Source organism: Pseudomonas putida (genome assembly GCF_002906855.1).
Classification (GTDB): domain Bacteria; phylum Pseudomonadota; class Gammaproteobacteria; order Pseudomonadales; family Pseudomonadaceae; genus Aquipseudomonas; species Aquipseudomonas putida_N.
The window spans coordinates 2,128,592-2,154,818 of sequence record NZ_MINI01000028.1 but is presented as its reverse complement, the minus strand read 5'-3'; the positions used below and the strand labels follow the sequence as shown (position 1 = coordinate 2,154,818).

27 protein-coding genes are annotated in these 26,227 nt (G+C 64.8%); 11 read left to right on the top strand and 16 right to left on the bottom strand.

Features of this window, described 5'->3' with window-relative positions; translation table 11 throughout:
* Positions 1–8 precede the first annotated feature (8 nt).
* Positions 9–551, bottom strand: coding sequence for a helix-turn-helix domain-containing protein (locus BGP85_RS10450; protein WP_103447091.1), 543 nt, complete (start codon positions 549–551; stop codon positions 9–11).
* Between the two features lie 151 nt (positions 552–702).
* On the opposite strand from BGP85_RS10450, the gene BGP85_RS10445 reads away from it, so the two are divergent.
* Together BGP85_RS10445 and BGP85_RS10440 are read left to right on the top strand one after the other, a co-directional pair.
* Positions 703–1,485 (top strand): aldolase, encoded by a 783-nt coding sequence (locus tag BGP85_RS10445; RefSeq protein WP_103447090.1) that lies wholly within the window; start codon positions 703–705, stop codon positions 1,483–1,485.
* A 33-nt stretch (positions 1,486–1,518) separates the two neighbouring features.
* On the top strand, positions 1,519–2,406 hold the full coding sequence (locus BGP85_RS10440) for a dihydrodipicolinate synthase family protein (protein WP_103447089.1): 888 nt from the start codon (positions 1,519–1,521) through the stop codon (positions 2,404–2,406).
* A gap of 68 nt (positions 2,407–2,474) precedes the next feature.
* Here BGP85_RS10440 and BGP85_RS10435 read toward each other — a convergent pair whose 3' ends face one another.
* The 3 genes from BGP85_RS10435 to BGP85_RS10425 all read right to left on the bottom strand — a co-directional run bounded on the left by BGP85_RS10435 (position 2,475) and on the right by BGP85_RS10425 (position 5,428).
* Complete coding sequence (locus BGP85_RS10435; protein WP_103447088.1) at positions 2,475–3,893, bottom strand: short-chain fatty acid transporter; 1,419 nt, start codon at positions 3,891–3,893, stop codon at positions 2,475–2,477.
* A gap of 144 nt (positions 3,894–4,037) precedes the next feature.
* Complete coding sequence (locus tag BGP85_RS10430) at positions 4,038–4,694, bottom strand: CoA transferase subunit B (RefSeq protein WP_103447087.1); 657 nt, start codon at positions 4,692–4,694, stop codon at positions 4,038–4,040.
* A gap of 35 nt (positions 4,695–4,729) precedes the next feature.
* Positions 4,730–5,428 carry a CoA transferase subunit A gene (locus BGP85_RS10425; protein WP_027916752.1) on the bottom strand — a complete coding sequence of 233 codons (699 nt, stop codon included), beginning with the start codon at positions 5,426–5,428 and terminating at the stop codon, positions 4,730–4,732.
* A gap of 140 nt (positions 5,429–5,568) precedes the next feature.
* On the opposite strand from BGP85_RS10425, the gene BGP85_RS10420 reads away from it, so the two are divergent.
* Together BGP85_RS10420 and BGP85_RS10415 are read left to right on the top strand one after the other, a co-directional pair.
* The gene (locus tag BGP85_RS10420; protein WP_103447086.1) at positions 5,569–6,474 is read left to right on the top strand and encodes a LysR family transcriptional regulator; all 906 of its coding nucleotides are present in this window, start codon (positions 5,569–5,571) and stop codon (positions 6,472–6,474) included.
* Entirely contained in the window at positions 6,462–7,283 is an 822-nt protein-coding gene (locus BGP85_RS10415; protein ID WP_103447085.1) for an aldo/keto reductase, read from the top strand. Before BGP85_RS10420 ends, BGP85_RS10415 begins: the two co-directional genes overlap by 13 nt.
* Before the next feature lie 115 nt (positions 7,284–7,398).
* Here BGP85_RS10415 and BGP85_RS10410 read toward each other — a convergent pair whose 3' ends face one another.
* Genes BGP85_RS10410 through lexA form a run of 4 tightly spaced genes read right to left on the bottom strand, consistent with a single transcriptional unit; the run spans position 7,399 to position 13,141 of the window.
* Positions 7,399–10,512, bottom strand: coding sequence for an error-prone DNA polymerase (locus tag BGP85_RS10410; RefSeq protein ID WP_219811524.1), 3,114 nt, complete (start codon positions 10,510–10,512; stop codon positions 7,399–7,401).
* Positions 10,488–11,906 carry a Y-family DNA polymerase gene (locus tag BGP85_RS10405; protein ID WP_103447083.1) on the bottom strand — a complete coding sequence of 473 codons (1,419 nt, stop codon included), beginning with the start codon at positions 11,904–11,906 and terminating at the stop codon, positions 10,488–10,490. Before BGP85_RS10405 ends, BGP85_RS10410 begins: the two co-directional genes overlap by 25 nt.
* 6 nt (positions 11,907–11,912) lie before the next feature.
* Positions 11,913–12,533 carry a translesion DNA synthesis-associated protein ImuA gene (gene imuA, locus BGP85_RS10400; protein WP_103447082.1) on the bottom strand — a complete coding sequence of 207 codons (621 nt, stop codon included), beginning with the start codon at positions 12,531–12,533 and terminating at the stop codon, positions 11,913–11,915.
* Entirely contained in the window at positions 12,533–13,141 is a 609-nt protein-coding gene (gene lexA, locus BGP85_RS10395) for a transcriptional repressor LexA (RefSeq protein WP_103448238.1), read from the bottom strand. Before lexA ends, imuA begins: the two co-directional genes overlap by 1 nt.
* 104 nt (positions 13,142–13,245) lie before the next feature.
* Here lexA and BGP85_RS10390 point away from each other — a divergent pair, with 104 nt between their 5' ends.
* The 3 genes from BGP85_RS10390 (at position 13,246) to BGP85_RS10380 (ending at position 16,720) form a co-directional block, all read left to right on the top strand.
* Positions 13,246–13,905 carry an HAD family hydrolase gene (locus tag BGP85_RS10390; RefSeq protein ID WP_103447081.1) on the top strand — a complete coding sequence of 220 codons (660 nt, stop codon included), beginning with the start codon at positions 13,246–13,248 and terminating at the stop codon, positions 13,903–13,905.
* A 386-nt stretch (positions 13,906–14,291) separates the two neighbouring features.
* Positions 14,292–15,020 carry a DUF899 domain-containing protein gene (locus BGP85_RS10385; RefSeq protein WP_103447080.1) on the top strand — a complete coding sequence of 243 codons (729 nt, stop codon included), beginning with the start codon at positions 14,292–14,294 and terminating at the stop codon, positions 15,018–15,020.
* A gap of 119 nt (positions 15,021–15,139) precedes the next feature.
* Positions 15,140–16,720: a GGDEF domain-containing protein gene (locus BGP85_RS10380; protein WP_258035853.1), complete on the top strand. Its 1,581-nt coding sequence runs from the start codon at positions 15,140–15,142 to the stop codon at positions 16,718–16,720.
* Here the strand turns inward: BGP85_RS10380 and ureG are convergent.
* The 8 genes from ureG to BGP85_RS10340 are packed head-to-tail and all read right to left on the bottom strand — an operon-like array spanning position 16,683 to position 22,239.
* Positions 16,683–17,306: an urease accessory protein UreG gene (gene ureG / locus BGP85_RS10375; RefSeq protein WP_027916761.1), complete on the bottom strand. Its 624-nt coding sequence runs from the start codon at positions 17,304–17,306 to the stop codon at positions 16,683–16,685. The genes BGP85_RS10380 and ureG overlap by 38 nt on opposite strands.
* Before the next feature lie 11 nt (positions 17,307–17,317).
* On the bottom strand, positions 17,318–17,992 hold the full coding sequence (locus BGP85_RS10370; protein WP_103447078.1) for an urease accessory protein UreF: 675 nt from the start codon (positions 17,990–17,992) through the stop codon (positions 17,318–17,320).
* Complete coding sequence (locus tag BGP85_RS10365) at positions 17,992–18,537, bottom strand: HupE/UreJ family protein (RefSeq protein ID WP_103447077.1); 546 nt, start codon at positions 18,535–18,537, stop codon at positions 17,992–17,994. The genes BGP85_RS10370 and BGP85_RS10365 overlap by 1 nt, the downstream gene beginning before the upstream one ends.
* 23 nt (positions 18,538–18,560) lie before the next feature.
* Positions 18,561–19,046 carry an urease accessory protein UreE gene (gene ureE / locus BGP85_RS10360; RefSeq protein ID WP_103447076.1) on the bottom strand — a complete coding sequence of 162 codons (486 nt, stop codon included), beginning with the start codon at positions 19,044–19,046 and terminating at the stop codon, positions 18,561–18,563.
* A gap of 10 nt (positions 19,047–19,056) precedes the next feature.
* Entirely contained in the window at positions 19,057–20,760 is a 1,704-nt protein-coding gene (ureC, locus tag BGP85_RS10355) for an urease subunit alpha (protein WP_103447075.1), read from the bottom strand.
* The gene (locus tag BGP85_RS10350) at positions 20,757–21,074 is read right to left on the bottom strand and encodes an urease subunit beta (RefSeq protein ID WP_103447074.1); all 318 of its coding nucleotides are present in this window, start codon (positions 21,072–21,074) and stop codon (positions 20,757–20,759) included. The genes ureC and BGP85_RS10350 overlap by 4 nt, the downstream gene beginning before the upstream one ends.
* Positions 21,075–21,093: 19 nt before the next feature.
* Positions 21,094–21,396, bottom strand: coding sequence for an urease subunit gamma (locus BGP85_RS10345; RefSeq protein WP_027916767.1), 303 nt, complete (start codon positions 21,394–21,396; stop codon positions 21,094–21,096).
* A gap of 9 nt (positions 21,397–21,405) precedes the next feature.
* On the bottom strand, positions 21,406–22,239 hold the full coding sequence (locus tag BGP85_RS10340; RefSeq protein WP_103447073.1) for an urease accessory protein UreD: 834 nt from the start codon (positions 22,237–22,239) through the stop codon (positions 21,406–21,408).
* A 271-nt stretch (positions 22,240–22,510) separates the two neighbouring features.
* On the opposite strand from BGP85_RS10340, the gene BGP85_RS10335 reads away from it, so the two are divergent.
* From BGP85_RS10335 to BGP85_RS10320, 4 genes are all read left to right on the top strand, one after another.
* Complete coding sequence (locus BGP85_RS10335) at positions 22,511–22,888, top strand: glyoxalase superfamily protein (protein WP_103447072.1); 378 nt, start codon at positions 22,511–22,513, stop codon at positions 22,886–22,888.
* Positions 22,885–23,238 carry a hypothetical protein gene (locus tag BGP85_RS10330; protein ID WP_103447071.1) on the top strand — a complete coding sequence of 118 codons (354 nt, stop codon included), beginning with the start codon at positions 22,885–22,887 and terminating at the stop codon, positions 23,236–23,238. The genes BGP85_RS10335 and BGP85_RS10330 overlap by 4 nt, the downstream gene beginning before the upstream one ends.
* Positions 23,239–23,401: 163 nt before the next feature.
* Positions 23,402–25,006: an ABC-F family ATP-binding cassette domain-containing protein gene (locus BGP85_RS10325; RefSeq protein ID WP_103447070.1), complete on the top strand. Its 1,605-nt coding sequence runs from the start codon at positions 23,402–23,404 to the stop codon at positions 25,004–25,006.
* A 158-nt stretch (positions 25,007–25,164) separates the two neighbouring features.
* Positions 25,165–26,184, top strand: a complete 1,020-nt coding sequence (locus tag BGP85_RS10320) for a branched-chain amino acid aminotransferase (protein ID WP_012272061.1) — start codon at positions 25,165–25,167, stop codon at positions 26,182–26,184.
* The last annotated feature ends 43 nt before the right edge of the window (positions 26,185–26,227 follow it).

Below are 26,227 nucleotides of genomic sequence, written 5' to 3'. Positions count from 1 at the left end.
CCCTGCCCTCAGTCGCTGCTGTGCTGCACCACCACCAGCAGCTGCGCTGGCTGCTCGCCGACCGAACGCAGGCGGTGCGGTGTCTGGGCATTGAAGTGCAGCGCATCGCCCTGCTCCAGCAACACCCGTTCATTCATGAAATCGACCTCCACCTGGCCTGCGTGGACGAACAGAAACTCCTCACCCTCATGCTCCTTGAAGGTCGGGTCGCTGAACTCGGTCGGCGGCTGGATCAGGAACGGCAACAGGCTGTGCTGCCCGAACTGGCGAGTCAATGCCGCATAGCCCGGCCCATGGCCATCGCCCACCAGCGCCTGGCGCTCGCCCTGGCGTACCAGGCTGTAGCGGCTCTGCCCGGCCTGCTCCTCGGCGAACAGCTCTTCGACATTGACGTTCAACGCGCGTGCCAGCTTGAGCGCAGCAGCGATCGACGGCGTGTTCAGGCCACGCTCCACCTTGGACAGGTAGCTCTTGGTCATGCCGGATTTTTCGGCCAGTGTCTCAAGCGTGACACCAAGTTTTTTTCTCAACAATTTCAATCGGTTAGGCATGCGACGCGATTTTCCAGGATCAACAGGCTTGTCTATGACACTTTGTGTCATATAGGATTATTTGTGTCGCGAGCTGACCCGTTCCCCAACCGACTAAAGCTTTGGAACAGGCCAGCGCTGACATCGCTCATCACGCCACAGAGGAAAACCCATGGCCAAGACCCTGACACACAGCAAGGACCAACTGGTCCAGCAGGCGCTGACGCAGATGCAAGGCTCGCTTGCCGATACTACGTGGAATGTGCGAGAAAAGCTGGCCTTGACCTGCCGAATTCTGTTCGACCATGGCCACGACTCCGGTCTGGCCGGGCAGATCAGTGCCCGCGGCCCGCAACCTGGCACCTTCTACACCCAGCAACTGGGCCTGGGTTTCGATGAAATTTGCGCCAGCAACCTGCTGCTGGTCAACGAGGACCTCGAAGTGCTCGAAGGCCAGGGTATGCCCAACCCGGCCAATCGCTTCCACAGCTGGGTGTACCGCGCCCGCCCGGACGTGAACTGCATCATCCACACCCACCCGACCCACGTCGCCGCGCTGTCGATGCTGGAAGTCCCGCTGCAGATTTCGCACATGGACCTGTGCCCGCTCTACGACGATTGCGCCTTCCTCGAAGCCTGGCCTGGCGTGCCGGTGGGCAACGAGGAAGGGCAAATCATCAGCACCGCGTTGGGGGACAAGCGCGCCATCCTGCTCTCGCACCATGGCCAGCTGTCCACCGGCACCAGCATCGAGCAGGCCTGCGTGTATGCCCAGCTGATCGAGCGCGCCGCGCGTCTGCAATTGCTGGCGATGTCAGCCGGTACCCTCAAGCCCATCGCCCCGGCACTGGGCCGTGAAGCCCACGACTGGATCGACCGGCCCAAGCGCCATGCCGCTGCCTTCAACTACTTTGCCCGGCAGTGCCTGCGCACCCATGTCGACTGCCTGAACTGAACCCTGAATGCCTTGCTTGCGGAGCCTTTTAAAATGACGACTGAAATCCACGGCATCATCGGCTACACCATCACCCCCTTCAGCGCTGGCGGCGAACAACTCGACCTGCCCGCGCTGGGCCAGTCCATCGAACGCCTGATCGACGGCGGCGTGCAGGCCATCGCGCCCTTGGGCAGCACCGGCGAAGGGGCCTATCTCAGCGACAGCGAATGGCAGCAGGTGGCCGAGTACAGCCTTGCGCAGATCGGCAAACGAGTGCCCAGCATCGTCAGCGTGTCCGACCTGACCACCGCCGGTGCCGTGCGCCGCGCCCGCTTTGCCCAGGCCCAGGGCGCCGACGCGGTGATGGTACTGCCGGCCGCCTACTGGAAGCTCAGCGAAGCCGAGATCCTCCAGCACTACCGCGCCATCGGTGAGGCCATTGATATCCCGATCATGCTTTACAACAACCCGGCCACCAGCGGCACGGACATGTCGGTGGAGCTGATCCTGCGTATTGTCCGGGAAGTGGCCAATGTGACCATGGTCAAGGAGAGCACCGGCGACATCCAGCGCATGCACAAGCTGCAGTTGCTGGGGGAAGGCCAGGTGCCGTTCTACAACGGCTGCAATCCACTTGCGCTGGAGGCCTTCGTGGCGGGTGCCAAGGGTTGGTGCACGGCAGCGCCGAACCTGATTCCGGCACTCAACCAAGGTTTGTATCAGGCAGTGCTGAAGGGAGACCTGGCGCAGGCCAGGGCGCTGTTCTACCGGCAGCTGCCGTTGCTGGACTTCATTCTCAAAGGCGGGTTGCCAGCGACCATCAAGGCTGGGTTGGCAATGACCGGTTTGCCGGTGGGTGAACCACGCAAGCCGGTGTTCAGGCTGGACGAGCCAGGTCGAGCGGCGTTGGCGGCATTGTTGGCAAAGCTGACTGACTGAAAACCTGCACCGGCCTCTTCGCGGCGGTATTACGCCTCGAAGAGGCCGGTACAGATAACACAACTATTTCAAGGCATCACCGGGGGAACGTATTGCAACGTGGTGCCCAGTGCCCACAGCAACACCAGCACCAACGGCACATGCACCAGCAACTGCACGAACGAAAAACCGATCAAATCACGCGCCTTGAGCCCTAACACCCCCAGCAATGGCAGCATGTAGAACGGGTTGATCAGGTTCGGCAGCGCCTCTGCGGCGTTGTAGATCTGCACCGCCCAGCCCAGGTGGTATTTCAAGTCGTTGGCCACCAGCATCACGTACGGTGCTTCGATGATCCACTTGCCGCCACCCGACGGGATGAAGAAGCCCAGTACTGCCGAGTAAACGCCCATCAGCAGCGCGTAGGTGTCATGGGTGGCGATCTGGGTGAAGAACAGCGAGATGTGATGGGCCAGGGTCTGCTCATCCACGCCCTTGACCTGGGTGAGGATCGCAGCGATCGAGCCGTACAGCGGGAACTGGATCAGCACCCCAGTGGTGGTCGGCACGGCGCGCGCCACGGCATCGAGGAAGCTGCGCGGGCGCCAGTGGAGCAAGGCCCCGAGCATGATGAACAGCAGGTTGTAGGTGTTCAGCCCGGAAATCGCGGTGATCGCCGGTTTGGTGGCGAACTCCTGGTACAGCCAGCCAGCGGCCAGGGCCACCAGCATCAGGATCAGGATCGGGCTGTGCTCCAGCCATTCGCCCGGGCGGGTGCGCTTGGGCGCCGGCGGTGCAGTGAAGCTGGGGTCGACGCCACAGTCTTCGGCGCTGCGCGCACTGTTCGGGCCGGGGGCCGTGGCGTAGGCGATCACCAGCGAGACGATCACCAGGGCGGCCAGCATCACGCCGGATTGCCAGAGGAAAATGGTCTCGGTGAACGGGATCACGCCGGTGATCGACAGGATCGAAGGCGGCAGGCTGGCCGGGTTGGCCTGCAACTGCGCAGCCGAGGACGACAGGCCCAGCGCCCACACAGCCCCCAGGCCCAGGTAGGCGGCGGCACCGGCGGCGCGGTAGTCCATCTTCAGTTCGGTGCGACGGGCCAGGGCACGGACCAGCAGGCCGCCGAACACCAGCGACAGGCCCCAGTTGAGCAGCGAGGCCAGCATCGAGATCAGCGCGACCCAGCACACCGCCGAGCGGCCGTTCTTGGGGATGCGCGCCAGGCGGTCGATCAGCTTGGCGGCGGGTGGCGAGCTGGCCACCACGTAGCCGCCGATGACCACGAAGGCCATCTGCATGGTGAACGGGATCAGGCTCCAGAAGCCATCGCCGAAGGCCTTGGCGGTGTCGGTCGGCTTGGCGCCCATGGCCAGGGCGCCAATGCACACCAGCAGCACGGCCAGGGCGGCGAATACCCAGGAGTCGGGGAACCAGCGTTCAGCCCAGTTGGAACAGCGCAGGGCAAAGCGGGCGGAGCGGCTGTCTTGGATTTCAGCGGCCACGGTTACTTCCTTTTATTGGTTTTATCGGACTTTTTCTGCAAAAACGCAAAAACCCTGTGGCAGCGGGTTCACCCGCGAAGGTGGCGGTGAATGTACCGACGCCTTCGCGGGTGAACCCGCTGCCACAGGGGACAGTGTGATGCTTTAGAAGGTCATTTCCTTGACATCGTCCGGCACGATCAGCTTGCCGGCAGTTTTCTCGATGATTTCTTCAACGCTCACCCCCGGCGCGGTCTCGCGCAGGATGAAGGCGCCGTTTTCGATCTCCAGATAAGCCAGGTCGGTCAGCACCTTGCGGATGCAACCGGCACCGGTCAGCGGCAGGCTGCAGCGCGACAGCAGCTTGGACTCGCCATCCTTGGAGGCGTGGGTCATGGTGACGATGATGTTGTCGGCACCGGCCACCAGGTCCATGGCGCCGCCCATGCCCTTGACCAGCTTGCCGGGGATCATCCACGAGGCGATGTTGCCTTCCACGTCCACTTCGAAGGCGCCCAGCACGGTAAGGTCGACATGGCCGCCACGGATCATGGCGAACGACTGCGCCGAGTCGAAGATCGATGCGCCGCGGCGGGCGGTGACGGTCTGTTTGCCGGCGTTGATCATGTCGGCATCGATGGTGCTTTCGGTGGGGAATTCGCCCATGCCGAGCAGGCCGTTTTCGGACTGCAGCATCACGTCCATGTCGGCCGGTACATAGTTGGCCACCAGGGTCGGGATGCCGATGCCGAGGTTGACGTAGTAGCCGTCCTTCAGTTCACGGGCGACGCGTTGCGCCATCTGTTCGCGGGTCAGTGCCATGGTCAGGATCTCTTTGTTGTTCTGATGGACGGCGCTCAGGCCTTGACGGTGCGCTTTTCGATGCGTTTTTCGAAAGTGCCGACGATCACCCGGTCGACGAAGATGCCCGGGGTGTGGATTTCGCTGGGCAGCAGCACGCCAGGCTCGACGATTTCTTCCACTTCAACCACAGTGATCTTGCCAGCGGTGGCCGCCAGTGGGTTGAAGTTCTGCGCAGTGTTGCGGTACACCACGTTGCCGTAGTGGTCGGCCTTCCAGCCCTTGACGATGGCGAAGTCGCCGGTAATGGATTCTTCGAGGATGTACTTGCGGCCCTTGAATTCGCGCACTTCCTTGCCGTCGGCAACCGGGGTGCCGTAGCCGGTGGCGGTGTAGAAAGCCGGGATACCGGCGCCGCCGGCGCGCATCTTCTCGGCCAGGGTGCCTTGCGGGGTCAGTTCGACTTCCAGCTCGCCACTGAGCAGCTGACGTTCGAATTCGGCGTTTTCGCCGACGTAGGAGGCGATCATCTTGCGGATCTGCCGATCTTCCAGCAGCACACCCAGGCCAAAGCCATCGACACCGCAGTTGTTGGAGACCACGGTCAGGCCCTTGACGCCTAGGCGCTTGATTTCAGCGATGAGGTTTTCGGGGATGCCGCACAGGCCGAAGCCGCCGGCCAGCACCGTCATATTGTCGGTCAGGCCTGCCAGGGCCTCTTCATAGGTTGCTACGCGCTTGTCCAGTCCGGCCATGCTGATCCGCCTTTTGTAGTTGTTGAACCGACGAGGCTGTCGGTGAGCGTGTGCGACCATCTTCACCGCTGGCGACTTATTTGTTAATTTTGTTTTCATCATCGATTGATAACTTTTCCAAAACAGCGATCGAGGCTGCCATGAACGTCAAGCAACTGCGCGCCTTCGTCGCCGTCGCCAAGTACCAGAGCTTCGCCCAGGCCGGTGAACACCTGCATGTGTCGCAACCGGCCCTGAGCCTGACCATCAAGGCGCTGGAGGAAAAACTCGGCGGCGCCCTGCTCACCCGCACCACCCGCAGCGTCAGCCTGACCGCCGAGGGCGAGGTGCTGCTGCCGCTGGCCCGGCGCCTGCTGGCCGACTGGGACGACACCGAAGAGATGCTGCGCCAGCGCTTCACCCTGCAGCTTGGCCGCGTGTCGGTAGCGGCCATGCCGGCCTTTGCCGGCAACCTGCTGCCGCATTCGCTCAAGGTGTTCCGCCAGCGCTACCCCAAGGTCAATGTCACGGTGCATGACGTGATCAACGAACAGGTGCTGGAACTGGTGCGCCATCGCCGCGTCGAACTGGGCATCGGTTTCGAGCCGGATAACAGCGAAGGCCTGAACTTTCACCCGTTGTACATGGACCGTTTCGTCGCCGTGGTGCCGGCCGATTCACCGCTGGCCTTGCAAACCCAGGTCACCTGGGCGCAGTTGCTGGCGGAAGACTTCATTGCCTTGCAGCGCCCGTCGGCGGTGCGCCTGCTGCTGGAGCAGAACGTCGCGGCACGCCACGGCAAACTGGCGGTGGCATTCGAAAGCCACCAGCTGTCGACCATCGGCCGCATGGTGGCCAGTGGTCTTGGCGTCAGCGCGGTACCGGCGCTGTGCATCAACCAGATGCAGGAACTTGGCGCACGTTGCGTGACGCTGGTCGATCCTGCGGTCGAGCGGCGCATCAGCGTGATCGCCCTCGCCGACCACAAGCTTTCCACTGCAGCCCAGGCGCTGCTCGAGGTGCTGCTTTCCCATACCCAGACTCCGGAGGTGACATGCGTTACGTGAAACTGGCAGGTTGCAGCGTGCCGGCCATAGGCCAGGGCACCTGGTACATGGGCGAAGACCCGGCCCGCAAGGCTGCCGAAGTGGCCGCCCTGCAACAGGGCATCGAACAGGGCATGACCCTGATCGACACCGCCGAGATGTATGCCGAAGGTGGCGCCGAGGAAGTGGTCGGCCAAGCCATTGCCGGGCGTCGTGACCAGGTGTTTCTGGTCAGCAAGGTGTACCCGCACAACGCCAGCCGCCGTGGCGTGCCTGAAGCCTGCGAACGCAGCCTGCAGCGCCTGGGTACCGAGGTGATCGACCTCTATCTGCTGCACTGGCGTGGCCAGTATCCGCTGGAGGAGACAGTCGAGGCGTTCGAGCGCTTGCGCGAGCAGGGCAAGATCCGCCGTTGGGGGGTGTCCAACTTCGATGTCGATGACCTGCGCGAACTGCACAACCCCGATTGCGCCACCAATCAGGTGCTATACAACCCGGCGCAGCGTGGCATCGAGTTTGACCTGTTGCCGTGGAGTCGCCAACGGGGCTTGCCGACCATGGCCTATTGCCCGCTGGCCCAGGCCGGGCGGTTGTTGCAGCATCCTGTGCTGAGCGAGATCGCCGAGCGCCATGGGGCGACGCCGGCGCAGGTCAGCCTGGCCTGGGTGACGCGGGAAAACGATGTGATTGCCATTCCCAAGGCGGTATCTGCAGAGCATGTGCGGTTGAATGCGGCTGCCGGGGCGCTGACCCTGACCCTTGAAGACCTGCGGTTGATGGACCGGGCATTTCCGGCACCGACGCGCAAGCAGCATCTGGCGATGGTCTGATAGACCTAGTGGACTTCTTCGCGGGACAAGCCCGCTCCTACAGGGATCACCACAACCTTCAGTTTGCGCGCAATCCCTGTAGGAGCGGGCTTGTCCCGCGAAGAGGCCAGCAAGATCAATGAAAGTCCCGGCTTTTTACATCCAGCCCCTGTAGCAAGGGGCTGATGTCCTCCAGCCGCCGAGCGATCAGATGCCGCACCCCGTTCTCCTGCTCCAGCCGCCCGTTCACCTTGAGTAGCTGCGACCCCACCAGCGCCCTCCGCTGCCGCTCGGCCAAGTCACGCCAGACCACCACGTTGACCATGCCGAACTCATCCTCCAGCGTAACGAAGGTCACCCCGCTGGCGGTCTGCGGCCGCTGTCGCCCCACCACCAGCCCGGCCACGGCAATCGCATCGCCATGCTCGACCCCAGCCAGTTCGCCAGAACTGCGACAGCCCAAAGCCCGCAACCGTGAACGCAACAGCCTGAGTGGATGCGGGCCCAACGTCGTCCCCAAAGTGTCGTAATCGGCAACCAGGTCCTCGCCAACCGTTGGCACGGGCAACGCCACTGGCGCTTCCGGCACTGCCTGCACCTCGGCAAACAGCGGCAATTGCGCCTGCACCGCCGCCACCTGCCAGCGTGCCTGGTGGCGGTCACCGGCCAAGGCTCGCAGTGCCCCCGCATCGGCCAGCCGGGCGCGGGCGCGGCTATCGAGCCCGGCGCGCAGGCACAGGTCTTCGACATCCCGCCAAGGGCGCTGCGCCCTCGCCTGCTCCAACCGGCGGGCATCCACCTCGCTGAAACCCCGGATCTGTCGCAGCCCAAGGCGGATAGCCAAGACACCGTGGCGATCGGGTTCCAGCGTGCAGTCCCATTCGCTGTGGAACACGTCCACCGGGCGTACCTCGATCCTTTGCCGCCGCGCCTCCTGCAGCAGTTGGTCCGGGCTGTAGAACCCCATCGGCCAGCTGTTGACCAGCGCGCAGGTGAAGATCGCCGGCTCATGGCACTTGAGCCAGCTGCTGGCATAGCACAGCAAGGCGAAGCTGGCCGCGTGCGACTCAGGGAAGCCGTAACTGCCAAAGCCTTTGATCTGCTCGAAGATACGCTCGGCGAACGCCAGGTCGTAACCGTTGCGCAGCATGCCCTCGACCAGCCGCTGGCGATGGGGTTCCAGCCCGCCATGGCGCTTCCAGGCTGCCATGCTGCGGCGCAACTGGTCAGCCTCGCCGGGGCTGTAGTCGGCGGCGACCATGGCCAGTTCCATCACCTGCTCCTGGAACAGCGGCACGCCCAGGGTGCGCTCGAAGACCTCCTTGAGTTTTTCCGAGGGGTAGGTCACCGGTTCCTGCTTGAGGCGCCGACGCAGGTACGGGTGAACCATGTCGCCCTGGATCGGCCCGGGGCGCACGATGGCGACCTCGATCACCAGGTCGTAGAAAGTGGTGGGCCTGAGCCGCGGCAGCATGGCCATCTGTGCCCGCGACTCGATCTGGAACACGCCCATGGTCTCGGCGCGGCTGATCATGGCGTAAGTCGCAGGGTCTTCACTGGGGATGGTCGCCAGGGTCAACTGCCGACCACGGTGGCGCTGCAGCAGGTCGAAGCAACGGCGCAAGGCGCTGAGCATGCCCAGGGCCAGCACATCGACCTTGAGCAGGCCGACCATGTCGAGGTCGTCCTTGTCCCACTGGATCACCGTGCGCTCGGCCATGGCGGCGTTTTCCACCGGCACCAGGTGGTCCAGCGGCTGTTCGGAAATGACGAAGCCACCCGGGTGCTGGGACAGGTGACGGGGGAAACCGATCAGTTCACCGGCCAGGACCAGGATGCGCCGCAGCGACGGACTGCCGGGTTCGAAGCCGGCCTCTGCCAGCCGCTGATCGTCCGGGATACGGTCGCTCCAGCGGCCGCAGCACTTGGCCAGGGCATCCACCTGATCGGCAGGCAAGCCCAGCACCCGGGCCACATCACGAACAGCGCCGGCAGCGTGATAGGTATTGACCACGGCAGTCAGTGCGGCGCGGTGCCGGCCGTAACGGCGGAACACATACTGGATCACCTCTTCGCGCCGGTCATGCTCGAAGTCCACGTCGATATCGGGCGGCTCGTTGCGCTCACGGGACAGGAAGCGCTCGAACAACAGGCGATGCGCCATCGGGTCGAGCTCGGTGATGCCCAGCACGAAACACACCACCGAGTTGGCTGCCGAACCACGGCCCTGGCAAAGAATGTGCTGGCTGCGGGCAAAGGCGACGATGTCATGCACGGTGAGGAAATAGCTCTCGTAGCCCAGCTCCTCGATCAACGCCAGTTCCTTGTCCAGCACCGCTCGTACCTTGCTGCTCGGCCCTGACGGCCAGCGCAGAGGCAAGCCCCGCTCGCACAATGCGCGTAGCCAGCTGGCAGGTGTATGGCCCTCGGGCACGAGCTCGCGTGGGTACTGGTAGCGCAGTTCACTCAGGTCGAACTGGCAACGCTCGGCGATCACCAGGCTCTCGGCCAGCAGGTCTGCCGGGTACAGCTCGGCCAGTTGCTCCAGCGCACGCAGGTGGCGCTCGCCATTGGCGAACAGATGGCGCCCTGCTTCGGCCACGTTGCAGTGCTGGCGGATGGCGGTGATGCAGTCCTGCAGGGCGCGCCGGCCGCGGACATGCATGTGCACGTCACCACAGGCCACGGCACGGATGCCCAACTGCGCCGCCAATTCGCGCATGCGGGACAGGCGCCGGTCATCATCACTGCCGCGGTGCAGGTGCACACCCAGCCACAATCGCTCGGCGAACAGGCCGCGCAGCCAGCGGCCAGTCGCCTGGTCATCGCAACCTTCGGCAATCCAGAGCGCCAGCAAACCCTCATGATATTGCTGCAGGTCGTCAGCGAACAACTGGTAGTCACCCTTCCCGGCCCGCCGACGGCCACGGGTAATCAAGGCGCAGAGGTTCTGGTAGCCCGTGAGGTTCTGCACCAGCAAAACCAGTTTGGGTCCATCCTGCAGGCGCACTTCGCTGCCGACGATCAGGCGCAACTGTTGCGCCTTGGCGGCCTGCCAGGCGCGCACGATACCGGCCAGGGTGCACTCGTCAGTGATCGCCAGGGCCTGGTAGCCCTGCTCGCGGGCGCGGCGGAACAGCTCTTCGGCGCTCGATGCACCGCGCTGGAAGCTGAAATTGGACAGGCAATGGAGCTCGGCATAGCCCGGCGCATAGCCTGGCGCGTTCATGCGAACCAACCCTGCAGCCACAGCGGGCCGGGTTGGGCCAGGTCCTGATAGGCCCAGCCACGCAGGCCATCGCGGGTTTCGATGCAGTAGTAGTCCCGGCGCACGTCGCCACCGTCCCACCAGCCAGACTCGATGCGCTCGGCATGCCCGAGCAGTATGTGATCAGTCGCTTCCAGGGCCTGCGGTGTGGGCAACAACCAGCCTGGGCGACTACCGGGCAAGGCTGGCAGGCTGCCCTGGGCGCCCTGCTCCGCTGGCTGCCAGGCGCACTCCGGGCGATGGTCGGCCTCGGCGCGCAGCCCTTTGACGGCTTCATCACCCAGGCGCGCGCGCAGCCGTTCGCGCAGTTGCTCCCAAGGCTGGGCCTGTTTGGCGCGAGGGTCGAACAGTGCCTGGTGCTGGGGCACGAAGGGCGGCAGGTCATCGGCGACCAGCCGCAGGTTACGCACCGGTGCCGGGATGCGCAGCGGCTCCAGGCGCCCACGGGCCAGCTCGAACAGCATGGCGGCGTCCCGCTCGGCGGCCAGCAGGCCTACCTGCAATTGAGTGTCCGGCCCTTCGACGTGCTCCAGGTACAGGCAAAAACGCTGCACGCCGCAGTCGCGTCCGGCGAGGAAGGCCGCCAGGTCATTGAGCATGCGCCGCAACGGGAACAGCAAGGCCTGGTGCGATTCGACGTCGAAGTTGAGTTCCAGGCGCGTTTCGAAGCGGTCCGGCGGCTGATAGAAGTTGAGCCCCATTGAACGCAGCCCGAGCAACTGGTCCAGGTGCAATTGAACCTGGGCGGAAAAACGCCTGGCCAGCGCATCTCGCGGTAGGGTCAGCACCTGGCCCAACTGATGCAGACCCATGCGGGAAAAGGCTTCGGCAGCTTCCGCTGGCAACCCGACCCGCGCGATCGGCATGCGCGCCAGCGCCGCACGAGTCTGGTCGGCACAGGTCAGTGCCAGGCCATCATGGCCGTTGGCAAGCATGCGGGCCGCCACCGGGTTGGTCGCGAGCACGATGCGCTGGCGCAAGCCCAGTGCAGCCAGCTCCTCGCGCAGGCGGGCCTCGAACAGCGGCCAGGGGCCGAACAGCTGAAGGCTGGAGCCGACTTCAAGCAACAGGGCGCGTGGGTAGTGAAGGCTCACCTGGGCACTGAAGCGGTAGGCCCAGGCCGCCAGCAACTGCTGCAACTGCTCGATGCGGGCCGGGTCGGCCTCGACACAGTGGAACCCGTCGGCCAGGGCCCGCGCGGCCGTCAGTGTCTGCCCCGCCCGCAGGCCAAGCGCCGCCGCGGCGGGATTGACGGCTTGCAGCAAGCGGCGCTGAACGGGGCCGCCGATCAGCACCAGTGGCGCATCGGCGTCGTCACGCTCGCGCAGGATCGAGTCCAGCGCCAGCTGGGGCAGGAGAATGCAGGCCCAGAGCATGATGCATCAGCCCCGCCCTGGGCAGGCGATTGGCATGGCCGGTGGCATGCCGCCACGGCACTTGAGGACGCGCCATTGCGCCGGGCGTGTATCCACGGCAATACGCAGCGCAGCGGGCGACGGGTTGTGTGCAGCCTGTTGCGGCCGACAGGCGAAGGCCAGTGCCTGCCCTGTCTCGGCGGCCACTTGCAGGCGACGCAGGGCGCGGTCATCGGCACGCTCCGGCCAGCACAGCACCGCTGCGCAGCTGCCGGAACGCAAGCACTGTTCAGCCGCCCACAGGGCATCCGCCTGCCCGGCATCGACCTGCACCAGCCAGCGCAGGTCCACGCCAGCGGCCTGCCAGGCCGGTGCATAGGGAATGAACGGCGGCGCCACCAGCACCACCCGCCCGCCTTCAACGGTCAGGCGTGACAGGGATGGCCAGAGCAGTTGCAACTCGCCACAGCCGGGGCTGGCCAACAGCAACTCGCTGAGAGCTGCGGCCGGCCAGCCGCCATCCGGCAGGCGCTGGTCGAGCATGGCATGGCCAGTGGGCTGCAACCCGGCCGGGCGCACCTGGCCCTGTCGTCCACGCCAGACCTGACGCTGGTCGAGCAGCCGATCGAGGTCGACCACCGCGCCCATCAGTCGCGCCTCAACAGGCCACAGAACACGCCTTCGATGAAGAACTCGCGCTCAGGCCCCACGTCGATCGGCGCATACGCCGGGTTGCGCGGCAACAGCCGGTAACCGCCGGGCTGGCGCTGCAGGCGCTTGATGGTGACTTCGCCGTCCAGGCGCGCGACCACGATCTGGCCATCACCTGCCTCGCCCTGCTGGCGGATGCCGACCAGGTCACCGTCGAAGATGCCGTCGTCGATCATCGAATCACCGCGCACCTTGAGCAGGTAATCCGGTGTGCGACGGAACAGGCTGGGGTCGAGCAGCAATTGCTCGTGAATGCCCAGGTCCGGGCCGATCGGCGCACCGGCGGCCACCTGCCCCAGCACGGGAATTTCGAGGATTTCCGGCCGGCGCAGGGGCTCGGCCAGGCGAATGCCCCGCGCCTGATTGGGCGTGACGTCGATGTAGCCGGCCTGGCACAACGCGGTGATGTGCTTGCGCGCGACGCTGCGCGAGGCGAAGCCGAAGCGGCTGGCGATATCGGCCAGGCTTGGCGGCTGACCGTGGTCGGCAATGCGCTCGCGAATGTAGCCGAGGATTGCACGGCGTTTTGGGGTGAGTTTGTCCATGGAGTACATTTGTACTCTTTTCGGCGTACGCTGAACAGCCCCCTTTGTCGTCAGGTTTGGTTATCATCCCCGGGCTTTTGTTTTTTTGAATACCTGGATACCTGATGCTGACTGCCCTGCTGTTCGATCTCGATGGAACCTTGACCGACACCGACACCCTGCACTTGCAGGCCTTCCGTCAACTGCTGCATGACCATGACGGCCGCGAGCTGACCCAGGAACAATTCGATGCCCAGATCAGCGGCCGGGCCAATGGCGAACTGTTTGCCGAATTGTTTCCGCTTGCCGACACAATCGAGCGCCAAGCGCTGGCCGACCGCAAGGAAGCGCTTTTCCGTGTACTGTCACCTGTGCTGCAACCCATGCCTGGCCTGCTGCGCCTGATGGACCATGCGCGAGCCTGGGACATCGGCATGTGCGTGGTGACCAATGCGCCGCGGCTGAATGCAGAGCACATGCTCACGGCCATGGGGCTTGGCGAGCGCTTCGAACATGTGCTGGTGGCCGAAGAGCTGGAGCGGGCGAAGCCTGATCCGCTGCCCTATCTGGCCGGCTTGCAGCGCCTGGAAGCTGTTGCGGGCGAGGCGCTGGCGTTCGAGGATTCGTTGCCGGGGGTGACTGCGGCAAGCGGGGCCGGGATCTTTACCGTGGGCGTTGCCACTACTCAGACACCGGAACGGCTGCTGGCGGCCGGGGCGAAACTGGTGGTGAAGGATTTCAATGATCCACAGCTGTGGGAGTTGATCGAGACCATGCACGGCTGAGGCAGCAATGTGGTCGCCGTGATTTTTTGATCAAGGCGGCAACCGAGCGCCGCCCGCGCGGCGCATCGCGAGCTACGCTCGCTCCTACGCTTGTTTCGGGCCAGTAACGCTTGTGGTAGCGGCGCGCGACCGCCTTGTTGCTACGACGCGATATCGCGTCATGCGCCCAAGCGTTCGCGCGCAAATCGTGCAGGAATAATTGGCCCGAAACAAGCGTAGGAGCGAGCGTAGCTCGCGATGCGCCGCGCGGGCGGCGCTCGATCTCGCAGGCGCCACAACCCTCCCGCCCTACACCCGCAGACCACTCGTCGGCCCTGCTCCAAGCCTGTCGATCCACCCCTCTTCGAATCGACCACTCACTGAATCCCCTCACGGAGTCAGCCCCCATGAGCACCCCCGATCCTAAACACCCGATCGCCTCGCGCGAGCAATGGCTGGCCGCCCGCCGTCAGCTGTGGCTGCACGAAAAAGCCTTCACCCACCAGCGCGATGAACTGGCCGTTGCCCGTCGTGCCCTGCCCTGGGTCAAGGTCGAGCAGCCCTACCGTTTCCAAGGCCCGGACGGCGAACTGAGCCTGGCCGACCTGTTTGCCGGGCGCAGCCAGCTGCTGGTCTATCACTTCATGTTTGCCGAGGGCTGGAGCGAAGGCTGCCCAGGCTGCTCGTTCCTTGCCGATCATTTCGATGGCGCCAACCTGCACCTGGCCCATCACGACGTCTCGCTGGTCGCCGTGTCGCGCGCGCCCTGCGCTGAATTCCAGGCTTTCCGCCAGCGCATGGGCTGGCGGTTCCCCTGGTATTCATCGAATGGCAGCGGATTCAACGAGGACTTCGGCGTCAGCGTCGGCACCGAGGACCAACGCCAGTACAACTACGAGCCGTACACCGGCAACGAGGCCGAACTACCGGGCCTGAGTGCCTTCTACAAAGACCCGGATGGCACGCTCTACCATACCTACTCCACCTACGCCCGTGGCCTGGACATCCTGGTCAACACCTACAACTTCCTCGATATCGCGCCACTGGGGCGCAACGAAGCCGGGACCATGGATTGGGTACGGCACCACGATCGCTACGAGGGCCAGCCCGGCAAACCCCATTGCTGCCATGAGTGATCCGTCGCCGACGTGCCACTTGCAGCACAATGGCACGTGGGCAGCAGCCGGGCAAAAACCGGCCATACTTGAGCCCGTCGCCCTTGCCGGACAGGCCCGCCTTGCCCAAGCGCTTACCCATGCTCGACCTGCGAACCCTGGTAGTCGGCATCGTCGTGCTGGCTTGCCTGGCCACCTTGTGCAACACCTTGTATGTCGCCTACCGGGTGCAACTGGCCACCCTGGTGCAGTTCTCCCTGCAAGCCAACCAGGCCTACGCCAGCAAGGTGGCCTCGAGCATCACCGAGTTCCTGCGCTCGGCCCGCAACCACCTGACCTACAGCGCCTGGCAGCTTGCCGCCGGTCTGGATGACCCGGCGTTACTGCAAGCCGAAGCCAGGCGCCTGCAAACCCAGGACGAGGACTTCAATTCGATCGTCATCGTCAATGCCCAAGGGCAAGTGCTGGTGGCGTACCCGGACATTCGCCAGATCGCCAGCCACCGCCAGCGTGCGTCGGAGATCCAGCAGGCCGTCGATGCCCGCAGGCCCCAGGTCAGCCCTGCCTATACCTCACGGGGTGGCGACCTGGTGGTGTTCATCTCCGAGCCGATCTTCGCCAAGGACGGCCGCTACCTGGGCATCGTCGGTGGCTCGGTGTTTCTCAAGAAAGAAAGCGAACTGCATACGGTGATCGGCCAGCACTACCAACATGACGGCACCTTTGCCTTTGTTGCCGACGCCAACGAACGCCTGCTCTACCACCCCGACCATGAACGCATCGGCGCCCTGGCCACCGGCAGCCCGACCATCGAGGCGGCGCTGCGCGGCGAAACCGGTAACCTGGATACGCCCAACTACATCGGCATCCCCATGCTCGCCGGTTTCGCCCCGGTACCTGGCGCGCACTGGGCCGTGGTCGCCCAGCAACCGCGCGCGCTGGCCCTGGCCCCCTTGCATGAGCTAATGCGCAAGGTGCTGCTGTACATTCTGCCGGCCAGCCTGATCGGCTTTGCGCTGATGCTGTGGACGACCTACCGGCTGATCAAGCCACTGCGCCAGCTGGCATACGGCGCCACGCACCTTTCAGCCAATGAGACCGCCGATGAACTGCGCGCCATCGCCGCCTGGTACGTGGAGGCCGCCGCCATTCGCCGCGCCCTGCTCACCGCCGAGCGCCTGATGCAGGAGAAATTCGGCAAGCTGCGCCAGGAAGCCCAGAGCGATGCGCTCACCGGCCTGGCAAATCGGCGGGCGCTGCAATTGGCACTGGCCGCCTTGATGGAAAGCCAGCAGGCATTCGCCGTGCTGGCCCTGGACATCGACTTCTTCAAACGGGTCAACGACACCTACGGGCATGACGCAGGCGATGACGTGCTAAAGCACCTGGCTGAAGTGCTGCAGCAGAACTCCCGCCTGCATGACCTGCCCTGCCGGGTCGGCGGCGAGGAGTTCACCATGCTGCTGCCGGACACCACCCTGGCCGATGCCCGGCGTATTGCCGAGCGCATCCGTGAGGCGGTCGAGCAGGCTGACACGCCCCACTGCGGCACCCTCACCCTGTCGGTCGGCGTGGCCTGCCGCCAGCCCGACACCGAGCTGGCCGAGACCGTGCTCAAGCAGGCAGACGAGATGCTGTACAAGGCCAAGCAGAATGGCCGCAACCGCGTCGAGATGCTGGACTTCAGCCCCTCACCCCCAGCATCCCCCGCTCCACGATGAAGTCGATCACCGCCTGCAAGCCTTCGCCCTTCTTCAGGTTGCTGAAGGTCCAGGGCCGCTGCGGGCGCATGCGCTGGGTATCACGCTCCATGACCTCCAGCGAGGCGCCGACGTATGGCGCCAGGTCGGTCTTGTTGATCACCAGGAAGTCCGACTTGGTGATGCCGGGCCCACCCTTGCGTGGGATCTTCTCGCCCTCGGCCACGTCGATGACGTAGATGGTCAGGTCGGCCAGCTCCGGGCTGAAGGTAGCGCTGAGGTTGTCGCCACCGCTTTCGACAAAGATCACTTCAAGGTTGCCAAACTTGCGCGCCAGCGCTTCGACGGCGGCCAGGTTCATCGAGGCATCCTCGCGGATGGCGGTGTGCGGGCAGCCACCGGTTTCGACACCGACGATACGCTCTGGCTCCAGCGCACCGGCTTCGGTCAGGATGCGCTGGTCTTCCTTGGTGTAGATGTCATTGGTTACCACGGCGATCTGGTAGTGATCGCGCATGGCCTTGCACAGGCATTCGAGCAGTGCGGTCTTGCCAGAGCCGACCGGGCCGCCGACACCGACGCGCAGGGGTTGCTGATAGCTTTGCATGGAGGCAGTCCTCAGGAACGGAACAAACGGGTGTATTGGGTTTCGTGACGCGAAGAAGCAATTGCCAGCAGCGGCAGGCCACCGCCGAGCTGGTCGTCGGCCAATGCCAGTGCCTGGTCCAGCACGCCGGGCAGTTCGGCGCCAAGGTCGCGCAGCAGGGTCTGCGCCGCCTGTTGGCCGAACGGCACCAGCTTGACCCCCGCCATCACCGCACCCTCAAGCCAGGCGAAGGCATGGCCGAGAGCGAGTTGACGCAGCGGGATGTGCCAGTGCGCGGCGAGCCAGGCCATGCCGCCGAGCTGGCTGAGTTCGAGGCTGGTGCGCCAGGCCGGGTCCTGGCCCAGCTGCCAGCCATCGAGCAGGCGCGCCAGGGCCGAGCCGCGCTGCTGTTCTTCCAGGCGCAGCTCGGCGGTTTCGCGGTTGGCCAGCAGAAAGTGGCTCCAGTGGCTGAACGCTTGTGCGTCGCCCGCCTCGCAGGCGCGGTACAGGCGCGCCAGCACCGGCCAGTCCAGGCAGGCCAGGGTGTCGTGCATCTGCTCGCGCTGCCAGGCGCTGAAGCCGGCAGTACCCTGCACCCAACCCGCCTCGACGGCCCACTCCAAACCTTGCGAGTAAGTGAAACCACCCACCGGCAGGCTGGGGCTGGCCAGCTGCAGCAGGCGCAGCAGTGCCAGGTCGCTGTTCATCAACCGGCCAGTACCAGTGCGGCGCCGGCCAGCATGCCGCCACCGAAGGCCTTCTGCAGGCCGCTGTGGCGGCGCAGCAGGCAGCCAACGCCAAAGCCGACGGCCAGCAGCAGGCCACTGACGGTGACGAAGCCAGCGCTGAACATCCAGAAGGCGCTCGGCGTGGCTTCCACACCGTGGGCCCAGCCATGGAACAGTGCGAACACCGGCATGGCCGTGGCCAACAGCAGCTGACGGCTTGGCAGCAGCACCGCAGTGGCCGCCACCAGCACGGACACGGCGATCAGGGTTTCCATGCCCAGCACATCGCCGAACAGGTGGCCGCACACGGCGCCGGCGAACATCGAGGCCAGGGTGGCCAGCGGCAGGGTCAGGTTGCGTCGGGTCAGTGCGGCCAGCACACCGGTACCCAGCAGCATCAGCAGGTGGTCGAGGCCCGTCAGCGGGTGCAGCAGGCCATCCTGCAACGGATTGCCGTCGTGACCAGGGTGGGCAAAGGCCGGCAGTGCGACCATCAGCAGGGCAACGGCGAAAATCTTTTTCATGGTGGGCTCCTTTGATGAAGGGTTCAGGAATGGGCTGGCAGGCGCACGAACGGATGGTCGTGGCCATGGCTGTGGCTGTGTGGCGCGCTCTGGTAGGCACCGGCTTCCGGCTCGAACGGTGCTTGCTCGGCTTCCACCGTCAGGCCCAGGCCGCGCAGCATGTCGTCGAGGACATGGTCATGCTGATAGCGCAGCAAGCCCGGATCGATTTGCAGGGGGACGTGGCGGTTGCCCAGGTGATAGGCGGCGCGGGCCAGCAAGTGCGGGTCGGCACAACGCACGGTCGATACCGCTTCAGCTGCAGCCAGCACGCGAATCACCTGGCCTGCCGAGGCATCGGCGAGCAGTTCGCCGCCGCGCAGCAGGTGGCCACGTTCGAGCATCAGCCCGGCTTCGCGGCCATCGTCCAGGGTCACGCGCAGGCGGCTTTTGATACGGCTGTCGACGTCCAGGGTCACGGTACCGGTGACGGTCTCGGATGCCTCGATCCGGCGGGTCAGGACAATCATCTTCACTCCTTCAGAACAGGAAATAGCGCTGGGCCAGCGGCAGCTCGCTGGCGGGCTCGCAGACCAGCAACTCGCCGTCGGCGCGTACCTGGTAGGTCTGCGAATCGACTTCGATCACGGGCTGCAAGGTGTTGTGAACCATGTCGGCCTTGCGCACCCGACGGCAGCCGTGGGCGACACCGATCAGGCTCTGCAGGCCCAACTCCTGATGCAGGCCGCGGTCCATTGCGGCCTGGGGCAGGAAGGTCATGCGCGTGGCGTGGCGGGCAGCCCCCATGGCGCCGAACATGGGCCGGTAGTGCACCGGCTGCGGGGTCGGGATCGAACCGTTGATGTCGCCCATCGGCGCAGTGGCGATCATCCCGCCCTTGATCACCAGGGCCGGCTTGACCGCGAAGAACGCCGGCGACCACAGCACCAGGTCGGCCAGCTTGCCGGCCTCGACCGAACCGACTTCATGGGCGATGCCGTGGGTCAGCGCCGGGTTGATCGTGTACTTGGCGATGTAGCGCTTGACCCGGAAGTTATCGCTGTAGCTCGTGTCCGGCGTCAGCGGACCACGGCGCAGCTTCATCTGGTGGGCGACCTGCCAGGTGCGCAGCACCACTTCGCCGACTCGGCCCATGGCCTGGGAATCGGACGAGGTCATGGCGAAGGCGCCCATGTCGTGGAGGATGTCTTCGGCGGCGATGGTCTCGCGGCGGATGCGCGACTCGGCAAAGGCCACGTCCTCGGCAATGCTCGGGTCTAGGTGGTGGCAGACCATGAGCATGTCCAGGTGCTCATCGACGGTGTTGACCGTGTAAGGCAGGGTCGGGTTGGTCGAGGACGGCAGCACATTGGCCTGCCCCGCCGCACGGATGATATCTGGCGCGTGGCCGCCGCCGGCACCTTCGGTATGGAAGGTGTGAATGGTGCGGTCGCCGATGGCGGCCAGGGTGTCTTCGATGCAGCCCGACTCGTTCAAGGTGTCGGTGTGGATCGCCACCTGGATATCCATTTCTTCGGCCACGCCCAGACAGCAGTCGATGGCAGCCGGGGTCGAGCCCCAGTCCTCGTGCAGCTTGAGGCCCACCGCGCCTGCGGCGATCTGCTCGCGCAGCGCTTCGGGGCGCGAGGCGTTGCCCTTGCCCAGCAGGCCGATGTTGATCGGCAGGCAGTCGGCAGCCTGGAGCATGCGCGCCAGGTACCAGGGCCCCGGGGTGCAGGTGGTGGCATTGGTGCCGGTGGCCGGGCCGGTGCCGCCGCCAATGAAGGTGGTGACACCGCTGGTCAGCGCTTCTTCCACCTGCTGCGGGCAGATGAAGTGGATGTGCGAATCGATACCGCCAGCGGTGACGATCTTGCCCTCGGCGGCGATCACTTCGGTGCCCGGGCCGACCGGCACGTTCACGCCAGGTTGCACATCGGGGTTACCGGCCTTGCCGATGACGGCAATGCGCCCGTGCTTGACGCCGATATCGGCCTTGACGATGCCCCAGTGGTCGATGATCAGGGCATTGGTCAGCACCAGGTCCATGGCCTCGGCCGCGAGCATCTGCCCTTGGCCCATGCCGTCGCGAATAACCTTGCCGCCACCGAACTTGACCTCTTCACCGTAGATTGTGAAGTCCTTCTCCACCTCCACCCATAGCGCAGTGTCAGCCAGGCGCACGCGGTCGCCGACGGTGGGGCCGAACATGTCGGCGTAGGCCCGACGAGAAATCCGGCTCATGCCCTGCCCTCCAGCGGGCCATTCACCTTGCCCTGGAAGCCGTACACTTCACGCTTGCCGGCATAGGCCACCAGCTGCACGGTGCGCGACTGGCCAGGCTCGAAGCGCACAGCAGTACCGGCTGGGATATCGAGGCGAAAGCCACGGGTTGGCTCACGCTCGAACACCAGCGCAGCGTTGACCTCGTAGAAGTGGTAGTGCGAACCGACCTGCACCGGCCGGTCACCATGGTTGGCCACGCTGACGCTGACCGTGTCACGGCCGACGTTGAGTTCGATGTCGCCGGCGGCGACCTGAATTTCACCTGGGATCATGCTGGGCTCCTGCTCCAGGTCAGACGATAGGGTCGTGCACGGTCACCAGCTTGGTGCCGTCGGGGAAGGTCGCCTCGACCTGCACGTCATGCAGCATCTCGGCGACGCCTTCCATGACTTGCTCGCGGCCGATCACTTCGCGGCCCAGGCTCATCAGCTCGGCCACCGTGCGGCCATCGCGGGCACCTTCGAGCACTGCGGCGCTGATCAGCGCGACCGCCTCCGGGTAGTTGAGCTTCAGGCCACGGGCCAGGCGCCGTTCGGCCAGCAGCGCGGCGGTGAACAGCAGCAGTTTGTCTTTCTCTCTCGGGGTCAGCTCCATGGCGCTCTCTCAAGTGGCCCAGATGCGCGGCGGGCATGCAGCCAGGCCGAGAACGGCCGGGCGAAGGGCATGCCAGAGGCGCTGCAGGGTGTGTTGCAGGTGTTGGTTGTCGTGGTCGAGCAGGCGGATCACCAGCAGCGAGCCGAGCAAGGTCGCGCCTGCGGGGGTGTCGAGTTCATCGAGTAGCGCGCGCACCTGCTCCAGCACAGCCGGGGTCGCCGGCGCTGCGCAGAAGGTGGCGACCAGCGGGTGGCCGCCGACCTTGGCCAGTTGCCCACCTGAAATGCGCAGCCGCTCGTGCAAACCGGGATCGCCCGGCAGGTCGATACGTAGGCGGCTATCCAGGGCGCCTTGCTCGAAACGCTCGTTCATCACCGGCCGGCCCAGACACAAGGTTTCCCAGGCCAGCAACTTCGCACCCGGCTCCAGCGTGAAGCGGCTGTCGAGGCTGGCGCGGGCGCCGTTGAAAAAGATGCTGTCCTGAGGCAGCCATTCCAGCGTGCTGCCAGCCTGCAGGTGAAAGCGCTGGGCCAGCCGCGCGGTGGGGCCGATGCTGCGGTAGAACTTGCTGGCCCCGGGCATGGTCAGTAACGCATGGCTGCCGGGTTCGAGGTGGATGTCCAGTTCCAGCCGGTCACCGGCAACGATGCCGCCGGGCGGGTGTAGCACATAAACGTGGCACGGAGCACCCTCCGGGTAGAACGGACGCTGCACCAAAAGCGGGCCAAAGTGACGACGCGCACCAAGGCGGGTCACGCCATTACGCTCGACGAAGCGCAATTGCAGGTGCGCACTCCAGCCTGCGTCCTGTTCCGTGGGTTCGATCTGCTCCGCGAGCGACATCCTGCGGCCCCTTGATATCTGTGGCCTGACGGCCGTTTAGAGGGTCATGTGCATCACCTGTGGACGATAGCAGGCTGACCACTCGATCAAATTTCGCTGGCTGGATATAGCAGGTTGCGGGCCAACTACGCAGGTGAATGAAGATGAAACCTTCATGGCGATGGCTCTGGCATGGGGCATACGGGGTTGCAACGCACATTGCAGGGGCGGCACTTGGCCCTGTTTCGGTGCTGCGCTAAAGTCTTCGTTTGCCTTCGGCCAAGGAGTCGCCATGTCACTCGCCCCCGCCATCCCGATCCTGCGCATCTTTTCGGTCGACAAGGCCAAGGAGTTCTACCTCGACTTCATGGGCTTCAAACTCGACTGGGAACACCGCTTCAGTCCGGACCTGCCGCTGTACGCGCAGATTCACCGCGACGGCCTGATCCTGCATCTTAGTGAGCACCACGGCGATGCCTGCCCAGGCTCGACCGTGTTCGCCCGCACCGAAGACCTGCTGGCACTGGAGCGCGAACTGCTGGACAAGCAGTACAGCTATGCCCGGCCCCAGGCCGAACGCGTCGATTGGGGCCTGCAGATGCAGATCCGCGACCCGTTCGGCAATCTGTTGCGCTTCTGCCAGCAGATCGATGATGAGGATGCCCAGTGAAAGCCATGAGCAAGCGCGAGCTGGCGCGACTGGAGCGCGAGCTGGTCAGCTGCCTGACCGAAGCCTGCGAAACCGCAAAAGGCGAGATCGTCGGCTTCACCTGGCTGACCCATCAGCTGGACCCGGATGACTACCCGGCCAGCCTGCGCATTACCTGGGTGTTCGAGCGAGAAGCCGATAAAGCAGCGGCGCTGGCAGGTGAGGCCAAGGCGCGCATGCTGGCGTTGACGGCCCAGGCACTCGATGAAGCCGGTATGAAACTGGACCACGTTGCCTGGCATGTACGATTCGACAGTGAAGAAGCCTGCTCGCGCAGCCATGCAGGTGACTGGAGCAGGCGCTTGCGTTGAGCAGTGGCCTGCCGGGCCTTTACCCGCCCTCGCCGCTCGGTTAGGCTTTCACATCCACTTCCAAGAGGTATTCGTCCAATGCGCCATTGATGCCGCCGTCCTTTCGACGGCCAGTCTTCAGCCTCCGGCCCCCGGAGATGTCGCGGCATATGTGGAGTTGTGCATGACGAATACGTCGATTTTGACGCTGGACAGCGTCTGCCTGGCCTTGCCTGATGGCAGGCCCTTGTTTACCGACCTCAACCTGTCGCTCGACCAACGCTGTACCGGCCTGGTCGGGCGTAACGGCGTGGGCAAGAGCCTGCTCGGGCAGATACTGGCCGGCCGGCGCGAGCCCAGCAGTGGCCGCTGCCTGCGCCATGGGCGGGTCCATTACCTCGACCAGCGGGTGATCGAACACAGCCCGCGGCTGGCCGACCTGGCCCAGGTTGCCGGCGTGATCGCCGCGCTGGAGCGCATAGAGCAAGGCGGAGTCGACCCGGACGATTTCGAGGCCGTGGGCGAGCGCTGGAACATTCGCGAGCAGCTGCACCAGCACCTGCAACAGCTGGGCTTGGGGCACCTCGACCACCAGCACCCGATCACCCGCCTCAGTGGCGGCCAGGCCATGCGGGTCGCCCTGCTGGGTGCATGGCTCAGCGAGGCCGACTACCTGATCCTTGATGAACCCAGCAACCACCTGGACCGCGAGGGCCGCGCCGAACTGCTGCGCATGCTTCAGGCCTGGGACAAAGGATTGCTGGTCATCAGCCATGACCGCGAGCTGCTCAGGCACATGACGCGCATCGTCGAACTGTCTGGCCTGGGCCTGCAATCGTTCGGCGGCGATTACGACTTTTATGAACGGCACAAGGCTGAGCAGCGTGAGCAGGCCTTGCAGGCACTCGACCGCGCCAAACAGGAACGCCAGCACCAAGCCCGTGAAATGCAGCGCCAACGCGACCGCCTGGAACGCCACCAGGCACGCGCCAGCCGCCAGGCCAAGCATGCCAACCAGGCGAAAATTCTCGTCGACCGCCAACAGGAGCGCAGCCAGGCCACCGCCGGCAAGCAACGGCGCGACCATCGCACGGCCCTGCAAGGGCTGCAGACGCAGGTGTGCAAGGCGGCTCGCCAAGTCGAGCAGGACAGCCCGATCGTGGTTCACCCGCCAGCACCTCGACGCCATGCGGGAGGGGAAGTGTTGCGACTGAAAGGGGCGCGACTGCCCAGGGGCAGCGCCCAGGCGATTGACCTGCGCCTGTGCCTGGGCCAGCGGATGGCCTTGACCGGCGCCAATGGCAGCGGCAAGTCAACTTTGTTCAAGGTGCTGCTCGGCAATCTGCCGCTCACGGCGGGCGAGCTGTACCAAAACGGCGAAGTGGCGCTGCTCGACCAGCATTGCAGCGCCTTGCCGAGCCGGCACAGCGCACTTGACCACCTGTCAGCGGCCCATCCGGCGCAGGACCAGGCCACCCTGCGCACTCGCCTGGCCCAACTGGGCCTGGATGCTGCTCGCATCGAGCTCCCCAGCGGCCTGCTAAGCGGTGGCGAACGGCTCAAGGCCGCACTGGCAGCAATCCTGTATGGCGAACGACCGGTCGATCTGTTGCTGCTCGATGAGCCTGGCAATCACCTCGATCTGCCTTCGCTGGATGCCCTGGAGCGCATGCTGGATCAGTTCCAAGGGGCTTTGCTGGTCAGCTCCCATGATGCGGTGTTTCTCGAGCGCCTCAAACTTGACGGTTACCTGCATCTCGTTTGCAAGAGCGCCCCTGTGTCGCAATAGGGCTGCAACGTAGCCCTCCTGCCGGGGGGCTTCGCTGCCTTTCGCGACGCAAGGCCGCTGCCACGGTTCCCGATCCGCAAGGTTTGTATTATCGTGGCGTGGTGCGCATATAACAGCAGCCCGAGCGATCGGGCACTTGCAAGACAATCGAGGGTGTCATGAGTAACGAAAGCATTAACTGGGACAAGCTGGGTTTCGACTACATCAAGACCGACAAGCGCTACCTGTCCGTGTGGCGCAATGGTGAGTGGGACAAAGGCACCCTGACCGAAGACAACGTGCTGCACATCAGTGAAGGCTCCACCGCCCTGCACTATGGCCAGCAGTGCTTCGAAGGCCTCAAGGCCTACCGTTGCAAGGACGGCTCGATCAACCTGTTCCGCCCAGACCAGAACGCCGCCCGTATGCAGCGCAGCTGCGCGCGTTTACTGATGCCGCACGTGCCGACCGATGTGTTCATCGAAGCGTGCAAGCAAGTGGTCAAGGCCAATGAGAAGTTCGTCCCACCACACGGCAAAGGCGCCCTGTACCTGCGCCCATTCGTGATCGGTACCGGCGACAACATCGGCGTGCGCACCGCCCCCGAGTTCATTTTCTCGGTCTTCGCCATCCCGGTTGGCTCGTACTTCAAGGGCGGCATGAAGCCGCACAACTTCCAGATTTCCAGCTTCGACCGTGCCGCCCCTCAGGGCACTGGCGCAGCCAAGGTCGGTGGCAACTACGCCGCGAGCCTGCAACCAGGCGCTGAAGCCAAGAAGGCCAACTTCGCCGACGCCATCTACCTCGATCCGCTGACCCACACCAAGATCGAGGAAGTCGGTTCGGCCAACTTCTTCGGTATCACCGCCAACAACGAATTCGTCACCCCGAAATCGGCCTCGGTACTGCCAGGCATCACCCGCCTGTCGCTGATGGAACTGGCGCAATCGCGCCTGGGCCTGACCGTGATCGAAGGTGACGTCGAGATCAACAAGCTCGACCGCTTCATCGAAGCCGGCGCCTGCGGCACCGCCGCGGTGATCACCCCGATCGGTGGCATCGAGTACAACGGCAAGCTGCACGTGTTCCACGACCTGGAAAAAGTCGGCCCGGTCACCCAGAAGCTCTATAACGAGCTGACCGGCATCCAGAGCGGTGACGTCGAAGCACCGGCAGGCTGGATCGTCAAGGTCGCCTGAGCCGCTGCGCCACGCTGATCGACGGGGCATGCCAGACACTGGC

Bases quoted from the DNA above. Each gene is read 5' to 3' on its own strand.
- BGP85_RS10450 (WP_103447091.1), bottom strand. From the start codon at position 551: ATGCCTAACCGATTGAAATTGTTGAGAAAAAAACTTGGTGTCACGCTT.
- BGP85_RS10445 (WP_103447090.1), top strand. From the start codon at position 703: ATGGCCAAGACCCTGACACACAGCAAGGACCAACTGGTCCAGCAGGCG.
- BGP85_RS10440 (WP_103447089.1), top strand. From the start codon at position 1,519: ATGACGACTGAAATCCACGGCATCATCGGCTACACCATCACCCCCTTC.
- BGP85_RS10430 (WP_103447087.1), bottom strand. From the start codon at position 4,694: ATGGCACTGACCCGCGAACAGATGGCGCAACGCGTCGCCCGTGAACTG.
- BGP85_RS10425 (WP_027916752.1), bottom strand. From the start codon at position 5,428: ATGGCCGGACTGGACAAGCGCGTAGCAACCTATGAAGAGGCCCTGGCA.
- BGP85_RS10420 (WP_103447086.1), top strand. From the start codon at position 5,569: ATGAACGTCAAGCAACTGCGCGCCTTCGTCGCCGTCGCCAAGTACCAG.
- BGP85_RS10415 (WP_103447085.1), top strand. From the start codon at position 6,462: ATGCGTTACGTGAAACTGGCAGGTTGCAGCGTGCCGGCCATAGGCCAG.
- BGP85_RS10405 (WP_103447083.1), bottom strand. From the start codon at position 11,906: ATGCTCTGGGCCTGCATTCTCCTGCCCCAGCTGGCGCTGGACTCGATC.
- imuA (WP_103447082.1), bottom strand. From the start codon at position 12,533: ATGGGCGCGGTGGTCGACCTCGATCGGCTGCTCGACCAGCGTCAGGTC.
- lexA (WP_103448238.1), bottom strand. From the start codon at position 13,141: ATGGACAAACTCACCCCAAAACGCCGTGCAATCCTCGGCTACATTCGC.
- BGP85_RS10390 (WP_103447081.1), top strand. From the start codon at position 13,246: ATGCTGACTGCCCTGCTGTTCGATCTCGATGGAACCTTGACCGACACC.
- BGP85_RS10385 (WP_103447080.1), top strand. From the start codon at position 14,292: ATGAGCACCCCCGATCCTAAACACCCGATCGCCTCGCGCGAGCAATGG.
- BGP85_RS10380 (WP_258035853.1), top strand. From the start codon at position 15,140: ATGCTCGACCTGCGAACCCTGGTAGTCGGCATCGTCGTGCTGGCTTGC.
- ureG (WP_027916761.1), bottom strand. From the start codon at position 17,306: ATGCAAAGCTATCAGCAACCCCTGCGCGTCGGTGTCGGCGGCCCGGTC.
- BGP85_RS10370 (WP_103447078.1), bottom strand. From the start codon at position 17,992: ATGAACAGCGACCTGGCACTGCTGCGCCTGCTGCAGCTGGCCAGCCCC.
- BGP85_RS10365 (WP_103447077.1), bottom strand. From the start codon at position 18,537: ATGAAAAAGATTTTCGCCGTTGCCCTGCTGATGGTCGCACTGCCGGCC.
- ureE (WP_103447076.1), bottom strand. From the start codon at position 19,046: ATGATTGTCCTGACCCGCCGGATCGAGGCATCCGAGACCGTCACCGGT.
- ureC (WP_103447075.1), bottom strand. From the start codon at position 20,760: ATGAGCCGGATTTCTCGTCGGGCCTACGCCGACATGTTCGGCCCCACC.
- BGP85_RS10350 (WP_103447074.1), bottom strand. From the start codon at position 21,074: ATGATCCCAGGTGAAATTCAGGTCGCCGCCGGCGACATCGAACTCAAC.
- BGP85_RS10345 (WP_027916767.1), bottom strand. From the start codon at position 21,396: ATGGAGCTGACCCCGAGAGAGAAAGACAAACTGCTGCTGTTCACCGCC.
- BGP85_RS10340 (WP_103447073.1), bottom strand. From the start codon at position 22,239: ATGTCGCTCGCGGAGCAGATCGAACCCACGGAACAGGACGCAGGCTGG.
- BGP85_RS10335 (WP_103447072.1), top strand. From the start codon at position 22,511: ATGTCACTCGCCCCCGCCATCCCGATCCTGCGCATCTTTTCGGTCGAC.
- BGP85_RS10325 (WP_103447070.1), top strand. From the start codon at position 23,402: ATGACGAATACGTCGATTTTGACGCTGGACAGCGTCTGCCTGGCCTTG.
- BGP85_RS10320 (WP_012272061.1), top strand. From the start codon at position 25,165: ATGAGTAACGAAAGCATTAACTGGGACAAGCTGGGTTTCGACTACATC.